The following is a 12702-nucleotide window of genomic DNA, read 5'->3' on the forward strand; positions in this document are numbered from 1 at the left end:
CGACACTGGCTGTATATTACAGTCTGATTCCGAAATTTCAAGACAAAAGTTTGATGAGGGCTTTGATTTCACTTCTTATTGCTGAGACTGAAGACTTGAGATTCTTCTCAGGGAGCGTCATTCGGTTCTTTCTGCCGTTTCTCAACTGAAGCCTGGCACCCTCAATCGTGAACCCATCCTCATAGAGGAATTTCTTGATGCGGCGAACAAGCTCAATTTCCTTTTCCTGATAAATCCGGTTGCCGCTACGGTTCTTTTTCGGCTTAAGAGTGGGAAATTCGCGTTCCCAGAAGCGTAGGACATATGCCTTCACTCCGGTGAGTTCGCTCACTTCCGATATCGAGTAGTAAAGCTTACCTGGCGCTGATTTAGCATCCTTCACGGATTCCCCCTCCATCGGAGCAAACCCTTCCCGCTTACTGCCACTATCTGGAACGTTGTTCAATATATATACTTGAACAGCCCGTGTCAAGTCGTAGGTTCATGTTTCTGACTTTAAATCTCTACTCATCAGTTCTCTGACCGCCACCAGCGGATCTTTTCCTTCAAACAGGATCAGGTATATCTGTTCGGTGATTGGCATTTCAATGCCGAGTCTCTTTGCGAGAGAATGGACTGATTGAGTGGTTTTCACTCCCTCGGCGACCATGACCATCCCGGATAGAACCTCGTTAAGTGTCTTCCCCCGACCAATCTCCTCCCCGACATGACGATTACGTGAATGCTTGGAAATACAAGTCGTCACCAGGTCCCCGAGGCCCGAAAGTCCAGCAAATGTCATCGGATCGGCCCCGAAAGTCCCTCCCAGCCGCACTATCTCGGCAAGTCCACGTGTCATCAATGCACCACCGGTGTTGTCGCCGAATCCGAGTCCATGGACTATCCCGGCGGCTATCGCGATGATATTCTTCACCGAGCCCCCGAGTTCGACACCTGTTAGGTCGGGCGATGTATAAACCCGGAAGTAGTCGTTTGTGAGTAGCCTCTGTACACTTGCTGCGACTTCTTCCGACTCACCTGCGACCACCACCGAAGTTGGCATTCGGCGAGAGACCTCCTCCGCATGAGATGGTCCGGAGAGGGTGGTGATCTTCTGCCTGTCTATGTCTGGAATCTCCGAGCTTATGACCTCAGACATCCTCAGGCATGTGTTGTTCTCGATTCCTTTGGCGCAATTTACGAAGATCGCATCTCGCAACCCCTTGTCAGCTAACAGATGGGCGGCACTACGGACTGTATGCGATGGCACCACGAAGAATATCATTTCTGCATTGGCGACTGCGGTATCGATTTGCGAGGTAACTACAATGTCCTCAGCCAGAGACACTCCGGGGAGTTTCTGCTTGTGTTCTCGCGTCGTGCGAAGAATCTCAGCATCTTCCGGGTTGAATTCCCATATGCTCACACGGTGGCCATTTTCGTGCAGCAGGATTGAGAGCGCAATCCCCCAGCTTCCACCACCCAATACAGCGATACTCTTCATATTAAGGACCGACCCTCTTGAATTTGTTCTCCTCTCCCTTGACAAGCCTCTTGATGTTGTCTCTGTGAGCATAGAAAATGACGATTGCGAGGATGATCGTGAATACCAGCAATTCGACTTCGATCTTGCGGCCGAGTGCGTATGTCTCGGTAAGCACTGATATCGGTAGCGACGCCGCCCCGGCTAATGACCCCGCAGAAATGAACCGGGTGACTGCAAAGACTACACCGAACACCGCTACTGCGATAGCGACCTCGACCGGAAGCAGTGCTACGCAGACCCCGAGTGCGGTCAGGACGCCTTTGCCGCCTCTGAACCTGGCGAATATGGTGAAAATATGTCCAATAACAGATGCAGATCCGCATATAATCTGAAACTGGATCAGGGGCAATCCGACTGCACTCTCGAACAAGAGCGGTGCAACGATGTAGACTGCAACGAAGCCTTTTGCGATGTCCAGAGCGGCCACCACAAGCGCTGGTGGCGCCCCGGTTACTCGATATACGTTGGTGAAACCGGTGCTGCCGGATCCAAAGTCGCGTACGTCCACACCCTTCACCAGCCGTGTCACTATGATTCCGAATGGAATGGAGCCTGCGAGATAGGCGACCAGAATTCCTATTGTAAAGTAAGCCACAACTCTCCAGAGCGAGCGGTATCTGCTCGCCCGATGTTCCTTATGTCGTTTCGATCATCGCGTGCCGATCTCACCCACTACTTAAGCTTCGAATGAAGATACCAATCCTTGCCAGTCAATTTTGCTCCGCGATCGAGATATAGCTCAAACTCGGACCCGTCGGTTGTCTTGACATGAAAGCAATTTCGATGACGTCGAGAACGCCAGTTTCGAGAATGTGCGCCGTCCGAAAATCCCCAGTCCTGCCACTGGGCTATCACTTCTTCGACGCAATACTCTCTTCCTTCCCAGACGAATTTATCCGGGCGTTTGGGCGAGTCGATTTCCGTAACATCAATCCGTTGTGAGATGAACTTCATTTCTTCTCGGACAGGTGCGCAAGCTCCTTCATGGTCTCAAGTATTTTGTCAGTCTCCTCGGGAGTCAGCTGTCCGTCGGCGAGAGCTTCCTGAATAATCTCACTCGCATTCTTGATCGACAGTCCGGCCGTTTCACCTTTGATCCTGCCTTCCTTAAATGCGGTTCTGACCTGGTCGAAGATCACGTGCACTTCATCCTCATTGTAACCATCCGGGAGCTGCTCGATTACTTTGGTCTCGAGAACGGAAATAGACTTGTCGATAGCCATCTTCGCTATATGCGGACAGGCGAAATAGCCGCCAATGATCAGAACAACAAAAACGATACCAACAACGATTAGCGCTGTCCTGCAACCACGCTTTTTCTTCTGTTGCTGTGGTTGCTGCTGAGGTACATTCTCTTGATCCATCTTTAATGGCTCCATGTATAGAGTTACTCAGTTCTTCATCTATCTCATGTATATATTATACATTGACCGATGCATTCTATTCAACATAAATCTGAAGGGGATGCCGGTACGAGCGAAGATTGCGTTGCTCTGTGGGCGACACATGTCCACATGTGCCCCTGATCGAGCTTCTATATGCCAGTCTCTGGAAGATGTGGATATCTGGCACTCACGGAAAGACTCTTACGCAAGGCTGACGACTCGCTTTGGTTGCGACATTTATCCATGACGTCGGATTCCACCTACCCTGCTACAGATAGCAAGGTTCCGGAGAGCCGGGTATGAATATGTATGCAATGAGATAGACTACATCGTCAATATCGATCTGACCCGAGCAATCAGCATCGCCCGTACTCAGATCCACAGGAGCGGGGCCGCCAGTGAAAATATACGCAATCAGATGCACTGCATCATCGATGTCGACCTCTCCTGATCCGTCAGCATCTCCGGGAACAGATGGCGGTGGGGATATATTCGCGAAGACGTAACTCGAAACATCCCAGTTGGAAACTCCCATATCGGGCTTGTATGACCATTGGTAGTAGATGGTCATCGATGTGACGGGAGCGGTTCCGACAGACACCCATCCGTCAACGAGGTTATAGCAGCGCTCGTCGAATCCGAGTTTCACGCCATCGACAAAGACCGAATCTATCGAATGGAGCGGCTTGCGTTCGAGATAATAGAGCTTTCGTCCGGGAATAATCGAAATTGACTCGCTGTAGTAGCCTACTCCGTCGCGGTCAACATCCGCGAATTGGATCTCCTCGATCACGCTTGAATATGTGCCGCTGGAAATCCATGCCGGAGTAGATGACAGTGTCGTCCCGGTATTCTCATAGATGAAAACCTCAGACCACCATCTGCCTGCAGCAAGGTCCATATCTCCGTCGCAGTCGAGATCGCACCATGATACCGCCGAACCGTATCCGCCGGTATTGGACTGCCAGTACGGTGTCGGATTGAGTGTCCCCATTTCGTTGTGGTAGACCTTGAACTTGCCTACGCCGCTGAGCTGATTGTTGTCAGCTACTGCGAGGTCGAGCCATCCGTCGCCGTCGATATCACCGAACGCGAGAGTATTGGATGACTGCACGTCAAGAGACTGCCATCCTGGCAATGTTTCGATCACACCGGCATCATTGAAGTATATCATTACTCGGTTCTCGTCACCGCAGTAAGCCAGATCCAGATCCCCATCGCCGTCGACGTCACCCATAGTGACATCGATCATAGCTGATGTATTGCCGGACATCCAGGACGGTGTCGCTTCAAACACTCCGCCGATGTTGTAGTACGCCCGCTGGTTCTCGTACTGGTTTACATAAGCTGTGCCGCTCGCGAATGCCACGTCAAGATCACCGTCACCGTCTATATCTCCCAAAGCGCAGGAAAATGCCCATGTGGAATCATCGGATGTCCACCATGGATTGGTGCCCATAGTGCCGGCGCTGTTCAGATAGGCGTCCATGTTGTTCGGTGTGGAAAAGCCACCGCTGCCGAGAAAATTAGCAACGACCATCTCCGGATAACCATCATAGTTGAGGTCACCGATAGCACAGTGACCGGAGTATTCGTTGTTCGATGATTGCCATGTCGGGAAAATAGGCAATGTGCCGCCATCGTTCCTGAAAATATAGTTCCTCACCATCTGCATATCATTTCCATTGGACAGGAACAAATCCAGATAGCCGTCGCCATCCAGATCATGCCATTGCAGTCCGGTATGATACTTGCCTGCCCCACCTGAGTTCTGCCAGAATGGTGTAGATTCAAATGAAAACGCCCCGAATGCGGCCGAGGCAAAGAGAGCCAGCGCTGTTGCAATTGTCGTCAGCATCCTCATGATGTATCCTCCTCAAGCAGATCCACAGGTGTCACAAAGGGTTCGCGACATACAGAGTCGTTGCTAACAAGTGAATTACGGAAGTACACATTCAATATAACAGACGCTATCGGAGGCGCAATGTTTATTTGAGGAGCAGCATCTTTTTCGAGGTATTGAAATCGCCTACAGTCAATCGATAAAAATATACACCGGACGGAATATCGGATCCTACGAATTCGTATGAGTGCCACCCGGCACCGAGGTGTTCCCACTCCTCTCTCGCCACCAATTGGCCGAGAATGTTGTGGACCTGTATTGATGCTGCACCCGATTTCGCAAGATAGAATCCAATCGTTGTGATCGGGTTGAATGGGTTCGGGTAGTTCTGTGAAAGTTTGTATCCTGCCGGAACGATCGGTTGATCGAGATCGTCCGCTGCCGTTGGACTGTAGTCATAAGAATTGGCGTAGATGTCGAATCCGTTCCCCGCGTTTCTATTGTCCGACCAGACAGCGAATACATCATGTCCCGTCATGGCGAGCGCGCAGTGTTCGGCGCGGGCTTCAACACCGGGATGAGCTACCGGAGTAGCTGATCCTACGATGTCATCTGACGTTACCACTGCCATGTAGACCGATGGATGCCCGCTCCTGGCATCTGTCCAGCAAACAGTGAAATTACCGGCAGCATCAATTGCTGTGGAAATTTCAGATAGTGCCAGCGCTGGCGAGGATGTTATCGATACTGCATCACCTACCGGAACGGCGGCTGCAGAGTATCTCTGGGCGAGAATCGCATACTCATCTGATTCAGATTTACTTATCCAGGCTATGCCGAACTCACCGCTGGCTGGACCGACCGCAAGATCGAAGTCCTCCTGCGAGTCGCTCGCTCTGCCGTAAGCAACGGGAACATTTCCGCCCACAGGCACGCCGCTGGCGCTGATCACCTGTAAGTAAACCTGGCCTACATCTGCGACAACCGATTTCCACGCAATCACTATATCATTGCTGCCGGACATCCCGACTTTGGGAGAGAAGTTGTCGATCAAAGCAGGCTCGGAGTTGACTTTGAAATTCACTCCATCCAGTGCACCCAATGAAGATATTCTCTGGCAATAGATATCGCGCTGCTCGTTTCGACCATCTTCCCACACCACGCTTGCCCTGCCTGTCGATGCCTGTGCTGCATCGGGATTAGCTTTGGTCGCAGATGATGCGTCGTCATTGAGCTGCAGCTCATTTGTCAGCGGTGTTCCCGATGAGCCATACCTTCGCGCATATACTTTCAGACCGCTGGCCATGCCGGACGCCTCGCGAGCGTCGAGCCATGCTACTGTCGCGTGCATGCCCCCGTCAGAACCGATCGAAGGATCTGTCTGCAGAAACGCGTGGATGTCCTCGTTCACCTTTTGATTCGACCCGGTTGGGATACCGGCTGCATTTCCAAACTGAATGTAAATGTCGCCATCATCCGAGCGGCAATCGTGCCACACCGATGCGAATTCATTGCCATCGAGCAGAGCTATGTCCGGGATCAACTGTTGAGCACCTGACGTGACTGTTTCAAGCAGTTCGTTCACGCCGTCAAGACCTCCGGTGGCGTCGAGCCTCTGGAAATACGTGTCAATCTCACCATTTCTGAGATCGGTCCAGACCACTGCAGGAAGATCGTCGCCGCCTATGGCAACCTTGGGATAGAATCTCTCCTGGAATAATGCCGGATCAGACACAGTAACATTTGAACCGATTCGATCGCCGGAAGCATCAAGCCTTGTAGCGAGGATCTCCGCCCTTTCTCCGTAGCTGGCCCACGTCGCAAGAATCGAATTGTCACCGGACTTTGCGCATGAGATGTCCCAGCAAACATAATCGGGGTTGTCGCTGACGAGCAGGTTTGCTCCATTCTTGCTTCCTGCATAGGTGACGATCTGACCATAGACGACCTGGTTGCTATTTCTGGTGTCTATCCAGAACGCGGTGTAACCGATTCCGTCAAGATGACAGACTGAACTCTGGAACTGGTCATCGGAACCGTGCGCCGGATCGGGAAGCGAAATCAAACCCGAGATCGGCACTCCGCCGGTCGTATAGGTTTTCATAACAACGCTGGAGCCGAGAGATGTGATTTCTTCCCACGATATCGCGAATCCTTCATCGACACCATTCGCAATGTCTGGCGACCAATACTTGCTGTTGGTGGCAGAGGTGTTGACCTGAAAGTTGCTGCCGAGCGGTTCGAATATCGGTGTATATATCTGGCAGAATATGTTCTCGCCGTTGCGCGAGTCTTCCCAGACGAATGCGATGCTGCCCCCGTACAGATATGAAACTCTCGGCAGGTTGCAGATATTCTGTCCCGTGTTGTCATTGACTTTGAACATCGGAGTCACAGGAATTAGATCTTGATCGAACACTCGACCATAAAGACTGCCGTCCTTGTCGATCCAGGCGACGACAATGTTTCCAGAGGCGAATGCGTCGCACGAGGGCATCCTCTGATCGGCAAAAGTCTCATCATAAATGAGTCGTGTGTTGCCCCCTATCGGGACATTGTCGTCGGAGTAAACCTGAGCAAAAATATCGAGATCACCGTTGCGATCGTCTTCCCAGATGACCACGGATTTGCCATCAGGAAGGACGGCCACATCAGCAAATTGCTGACGGAACGTTTCCGGCTCTGAGTCAGAGTTCAGTTGCACATCTTCAAAAAGCGAGACCTTCGAATATGTCTGTCCACTCGCGTTATGTTGCGGCAAGGTGAGTGGACTCTGCTGAGCGCTGATCCTCCTGTCGTCGTGCCGCGCTTCATAGGTTGCCAGCCGAATGGAAGCTCCGTAGCCGGAACCGACGAAAAGAGAGATCAAAACGATGATATTTGCAAATCTTCTCATGAATATACCTCTGGTTTGACAAGCTAAACCGCAAACAACGTGCCGTTCGCAAACATGATCTCGGTGCGGCTCTGATCCGGTCATGACGACAGCATGCCGCATTCTTGGCTGATTAAGTCGCTGCAATACGTGCTCTTATGACGCCTGTTCAGACAATGAGCAATCTCGATCCTGCACATTGCAGAAGCAGACAATGAAACTCAGTTCATACTGGACATCAAGAAGCTGCAAACATTTTCACCGCGTCGCATGCCCGCGCACGATTCTGAGCTTAGACCACGATTGGACTACTCCACGACTCCACACTAACCCGCAATGGAGATTATGTCAATACGGATAATGATCTTGATGAGAGAATCTAGGAATCGAGCTGCGTCTGAGATGAGTGGTCTATGCTGTCAGAAGACTGTATTAGATACTGGAGACCGGATCGAGTCTCTTTGCAACGAGCTTATCCAGTTGCTCTTTGAGATCGATTATCTTCGCGCTCTCGTGGTATTGGACGGTCTGGAAGGACTCGACACTGCGCATTACGCTGAGCACATTGGAAATGCTCTCCACGCCGCTTTGTATCACTCCGATCGATCGCCTGAGGATTTCGCTGGCACTATCTGACACTTCACCTTTGTCCAGAGCAAGCTCCACAAGTTGCGAGCGTCCGAGGATTGTAGCGCAGGCGTTGTTGAAATAATGGGAGAATGTCGCCACAACGGTGTACATCACATCCGTAGCTATCGTGTCGATTTTGTCAATCGGAAGCCGTTCGTGATGCTCGCTAAGCTGCCTGTAAAGCAATTCGAGTTGGCCAAACATGTCGTTCATCAACTCGTTCGCTCTCTGAGCAAGCTCCAGCGGTGTGCCGACGTCTATTTCGAGGAAAGACGCAGTCTCCATGAAGTTCGTGACCGCCTTTTTTTCAATTTCGGTAAGAACTTCACTACTAAGACCCAGGCTGCGGATCAATGCGATTCTGTTCTCAACGTCTCTCTTGCCGGTGAAGACGTGTCCGTGAACGGAGAACTTGCCTAACCGTGATGCAAGGGCTACGATGTTTACCAGGCGTGAATCAGGATTCGGTTGGACCATATCGAATGCCCGATGATGATCTCTTATGCACGCTTGATAATTCAGCGGGAGATTCCATCTTGCAGCCACAAAGGCTCCAATCTGGGCATGATTGGTTCCAAGCTCCGATTCTTCGGTACTTATCAGATCATCGCCCTTAACGCACCGTTGCCAGATAGATTCATATTCCTTCTTGAATGCTGAATCGAGAATGAGTATACCTACATCGTGCAGCAATCCACTCACAAATGCTTCCTCTGCAGACTTGTATCCTACGGCTTTGGCGATCAGCTCTGCGAGGATCGCAACTTCGAGCGAATGAAGCCAGAAGTCCTTCATGTCAACCTGAGTTGAGAGTCTGTTGCAGATGTCGTATACTGATACTGAGAGCGCAATAGACTTAACCGTGCGAGTCCCAAGTACTCCTAAAGCATCATGTATCGATTGAACCTGATTGGGTCGACCGTAGAAAGAGGAATTTGCCATTTTCAGAATCTTGCTCGTCAGTGTCACATCCCGGGAGATTATATTGGCGATATCCCTGATAGAGGAACTCGGATCCTCGGCGATCCTGATCACCTGCGCCAGTACTTCAGGCAGGGTGAAGAGGCGGTGTTCGCGTTCGATTCTTGAGAATATTCGAGATTCAGTCATACTTGTACATCCTTGCTTCATTATCGGCAGTAAATACGAGTAGTCGAGTGGAAACTTGCGTTCAGCGCAACTTTGATGTACCGATCAGTTTACATGAGGACTTTATGCGTCGGGGCCAGCCACAGCCCGTTCCGGAGAGATCATGGATCAGAGGAGCCGTTATTCCGCTTTGGATTCCAGAAGATTCATTGCAGCTCTTAGGCGGGAAAGAACAAAAAGGTCGGTTTCGGTCTCACTCAACTTCTCGATCCTGTCGCGAGCCTTCTCATCGGAGACAGATGCGAGGGCGACTACAGCGAATCCCCTAACGTGAGGATCAGTTGAGTATGTTTCACTCAACAATATCTCGGCCGCTGGTCTGTACGCCGAATTCGCCCAGACTTCAAATGCAAGCGACTTGGCCATCACACTCAGACTATCGCATTTGTTGAGCAAGGCATCGCAGGCTGGGCTTCCAATCGATGTAAGTGACCTTGCCGCAGACATTCGAACCGAAAAGTGAACATCATCGAGCGCTCTTATGAGAGGTCCTGTCGCACGTGCATCTTCAATCCGTCCCAAAGCTACCGCTGCCGATTTGCGGACTGACTCGACACTGTCGGAGAGCAGATTCACGCAGGGATCGACCGCCGAGGAATCATGGCAGCGGCCAACGGCTGTCACGGCTGCGGAGCGTACAGAGTGATGTTCATCTGTGAAATAGCGAAGAAGTGATTCGGTTGCATCCCTCTCCCCGATCTCACCGAGGCACTGCAGAGCGTTTCGTAGAGCGTAGAGATTGTCAGTTTCGAGAGCTTCTATCAGGGCTGGCACTGCGAGTGCGCCGATGCCTCGGAAGATGTCGACCAGTGTGTTGCGTTCTCGCGCATCCTCAGACGACAGCTTTGTGACAAGCCTCGGCACTGCATCGCTCCCCATTTCGATGAGTTCGTCCTTCGATGGCTGCACAATATCCTGATAGCGTATCTCACCTGAGCTAGCCTTGAGGAAGAGATCATCCACTTTGTCATCGATCGTCGATGCCGCAGCATGCGAGGCAATCGCAGCAACCGTCAGAATCAGAAGCACAGGTAGTATTCTATTAGATATCCACATGCATCACCTGATTGAATCCGTCGGCCAAAAGTCGACGTCCATACCTATTCCCCATTTGGAGTCTATAATCCAGTAACTTTCATCTCTGCCGTTCCCAATGTACTCGTCGCGTCCCGCGAGATCCATGAAAAGCCCGATCGAGCCGTAATCACGCCTTGGATTTCCATACCCCTGAGTGTTGTGCTTACCTTTGATTTGATAGGAGTCATTGCCGCGATAATCCACGAGCAAGCCGAATCCATTGGCCGATCCAGCGCCCTGAGAGAGATCGTATGCCTGATACGTGTCGTTCCCGAAGTAATCGATCAGGATTCCGGCGGCGAGATCGTGGCCACACCCCTGAGAGACTCCTTTCGAGAAATAGTAGTCATCACCCTTCTTGTCCAGAAGTATGCCGAGAGTCAGATGCGTCCCTGCCCCCTGTGCATATTGAAATGACAGGTATTTATCGTTACCTTCAAAGTCACTCTGAATCCCGATGGCGTACCAGTAAGACGAGCCCTGGCCAAAGATATCCGAAATATAGGTATCATGACCGGCGGAGTCGGCCAGTATCGCGACGCCACCCGACATACGCGGCCTCAGCCCGTACGCGAAGCCCTGTGACAGCGACAAATAATGGTCTTTGTACCTCAACACATCTTTATATTTGCCACCTGCAAAATAGGAGTCGTTTCCGTTAATATCACAGAGAATGCCGAGTCCCTTTACAAATGCAAATGCCTGCCCGAAAAGCGCACAATGATAGTTATCTGCACCGGAATTGTCGTAGAGCATCCCTATGCCGAAAGTTCCTGCGCCCTGCACGTGAGTATCACCTTTGTAGATATCGTTGCCGGCTTCATCTACCAGTACTCCAATGCTGAAAAGCCCTGAACCGAGAGAGAAATTGCGGCCGGTATAGAGATCATCCCCGTCCATATCACGTAGACACGCTGGGTAGAAGAATCCCGACGCAAGCGCAAAGTCTGTCAGCGCGCTATACTGATCATTCCCGTCAACGTCATAGATATATTGAGGCGATTCGATAGACTCCAACTCATAGCGGTCATTGCCGCCGAGATCGAGGATAAACGCATAGCTGCCATAATAGTCGTTGCGGCCATAGCCGCCGATGGCAATTGTGCCGACAGGACTCTGCACTTCGTATTGGAACTCTGTGCCGTCGCACTTGCAGGCCCTTCTGATGAATTCGATCATCTTCAGTGAAGTCTCATGCATCGTCAGAACATAGTCGTATGAGAGCGATCTTATCTCAGAGGCATCACCAGAATCTCCGACCAGCTTCAGCGCTATCGGCATGAATCGCTTCGAGAGCTCCTCCTCATACTTCTGCAGGCTGTCCAGCTCGTCAACCGGTCTGAATTCATCCTCTATGTCTTCCAAAAGCAGCTCTGGAAATGTATCGATCACGAATGCGAGCTCTTCGGCAGTCAGCTTCATCTTGAATCGGTCAATCCCGGATCTGACTTCGGAAGTGACGAGATAAATTGTCTCGAAATGATTCCTGATCCCATCGATGCACTCGGCGAAACAGCCTGTCTCTCTGCTAAACGATGGATAATCAAGAGAGACTCCCCTTGGCTCAGGCCAGCTCCTACGCCAGATACTCTCCTGAGCGAGAAACGCTTTCGAATCGAACCCGAGGAGTTTCTCAAGCGATGCCTCATCTTCTTCAAAAAGAAGTCTCGATATGTCGTTCGCAAAATCTATCAGCTCCAACGGATGCTCTGTGAGTCTGTCGACTATTGGCAGGCGAAACGAGTCGATTTCGACATTATCTGTGCGGAATGGAATGTCATCAGGAGTCAGTTTGATGCCTTTAAGCGCCTCTGTGAGCGCCTCTGTCGGGATTATTGGGAAGATGATCGAATCGATCATCTCGGTCTGAGCAGAAATAGACTGCGTGGCGAGCCCAACGAAAATCAGAAGTGCCAAAATGGAACGTGTGGGATTCATTTAACGAAATTAGTGAGCCGGCTATCCAATGTCAAATCAAAACATTATGCAACCCGGAAAATCGAAGGCTTCCAGTATGAGGCGTGGAGCCGTGCTTGCTTACGGGCTTGTTGAAAAACCCGAACCACGTCATTGCGAGCGAAGCGTGGCAATCTCCGCGGTCCTCACATGTGCAAGCAGAGGCTGTGCCTCTGCGCTCTTCTCTGCGGCACTCACAGGAGCACAGCTCCTGTGTGCACTTTGATGCGGCACAGAGATCGCCACGTCGCTCTGATCCTCG

Annotated in this window: 10 protein-coding genes; all 10 read right to left on the bottom strand. The window is 51.1% G+C overall.

Annotation, left to right across the window (positions count from 1 at the left end):
• Positions 1-37: 37 nt before the first annotated feature.
• The gene (locus KKH67_03010) at positions 38-397 is read right to left on the bottom strand and encodes a MerR family transcriptional regulator (protein ID MBU1318146.1); all 360 of its coding nucleotides are present in this window, start codon (positions 395-397) and stop codon (positions 38-40) included.
• An 84-nt stretch (positions 398-481) separates the two neighbouring features.
• Positions 482-1483 (bottom strand): NAD(P)H-dependent glycerol-3-phosphate dehydrogenase, encoded by a 1002-nt coding sequence (locus KKH67_03015; GenBank protein MBU1318147.1) that lies wholly within the window; start codon positions 1481-1483, stop codon positions 482-484.
• A 1-nt stretch (position 1484) separates the two neighbouring features.
• Entirely contained in the window at positions 1485-2120 is a 636-nt protein-coding gene (gene plsY / locus KKH67_03020) for a glycerol-3-phosphate 1-O-acyltransferase PlsY (GenBank protein ID MBU1318148.1), read from the bottom strand.
• A gap of 77 nt (positions 2121-2197) precedes the next feature.
• Positions 2198-2479 carry a hypothetical protein gene (locus KKH67_03025; protein MBU1318149.1) on the bottom strand — a complete coding sequence of 94 codons (282 nt, stop codon included), beginning with the start codon at positions 2477-2479 and terminating at the stop codon, positions 2198-2200.
• A complete protein-coding gene (locus tag KKH67_03030) occupies positions 2476-2889 on the bottom strand; it encodes a hypothetical protein (GenBank protein MBU1318150.1) in 414 nt (137 codons plus the stop codon). The genes KKH67_03025 and KKH67_03030 overlap by 4 nt, the downstream gene beginning before the upstream one ends.
• Positions 2890-3178: 289 nt before the next feature.
• Positions 3179-4774 (bottom strand): VCBS repeat-containing protein, encoded by a 1596-nt coding sequence (locus tag KKH67_03035; protein ID MBU1318151.1) that lies wholly within the window; start codon positions 4772-4774, stop codon positions 3179-3181.
• Between the two features lie 124 nt (positions 4775-4898).
• Positions 4899-7649: a T9SS type A sorting domain-containing protein gene (locus KKH67_03040; GenBank protein ID MBU1318152.1), complete on the bottom strand. Its 2751-nt coding sequence runs from the start codon at positions 7647-7649 to the stop codon at positions 4899-4901.
• A 411-nt stretch (positions 7650-8060) separates the two neighbouring features.
• Entirely contained in the window at positions 8061-9368 is a 1308-nt protein-coding gene (locus KKH67_03045; protein ID MBU1318153.1) for an HDOD domain-containing protein, read from the bottom strand.
• 159 nt (positions 9369-9527) lie between these two features.
• Positions 9528-10463: a HEAT repeat domain-containing protein gene (locus tag KKH67_03050; protein MBU1318154.1), complete on the bottom strand. Its 936-nt coding sequence runs from the start codon at positions 10461-10463 to the stop codon at positions 9528-9530.
• Positions 10464-10466: 3 nt separating this feature from the next.
• Positions 10467-12422: a hypothetical protein gene (locus KKH67_03055; protein ID MBU1318155.1), complete on the bottom strand. Its 1956-nt coding sequence runs from the start codon at positions 12420-12422 to the stop codon at positions 10467-10469.
• Between the last annotated feature and the right edge of the window lie 280 nt (positions 12423-12702).

The organism is Candidatus Zixiibacteriota bacterium, assembly GCA_018820315.1.
Lineage (GTDB): Bacteria > Zixibacteria > MSB-5A5 > JAABVY01 > JAHJOQ01 > JAHJOQ01.

Coding starts and splice junctions, on each gene's coding strand:
- KKH67_03015 (MBU1318147.1), bottom strand. CDS start 1,483: ATGAAGAGTATCGCTGTATTGGGTGGTGGAAGCTGGGGGATTGCGCTC.
- KKH67_03045 (MBU1318153.1), bottom strand. CDS start 9,368: ATGACTGAATCTCGAATATTCTCAAGAATCGAACGCGAACACCGCCTC.
- KKH67_03030 (MBU1318150.1), bottom strand. CDS start 2,889: ATGGATCAAGAGAATGTACCTCAGCAGCAACCACAGCAACAGAAGAAA.
- KKH67_03025 (MBU1318149.1), bottom strand. CDS start 2,479: ATGAAGTTCATCTCACAACGGATTGATGTTACGGAAATCGACTCGCCC.
- KKH67_03050 (MBU1318154.1), bottom strand. CDS start 10,463: ATGTGGATATCTAATAGAATACTACCTGTGCTTCTGATTCTGACGGTT.
- KKH67_03055 (MBU1318155.1), bottom strand. CDS start 12,422: ATGAATCCCACACGTTCCATTTTGGCACTTCTGATTTTCGTTGGGCTC.
- KKH67_03040 (MBU1318152.1), bottom strand. CDS start 7,649: ATGAGAAGATTTGCAAATATCATCGTTTTGATCTCTCTTTTCGTCGGT.
- KKH67_03035 (MBU1318151.1), bottom strand. CDS start 4,774: ATGAGGATGCTGACGACAATTGCAACAGCGCTGGCTCTCTTTGCCTCG.
- KKH67_03010 (MBU1318146.1), bottom strand. CDS start 397: ATGGAGGGGGAATCCGTGAAGGATGCTAAATCAGCGCCAGGTAAGCTT.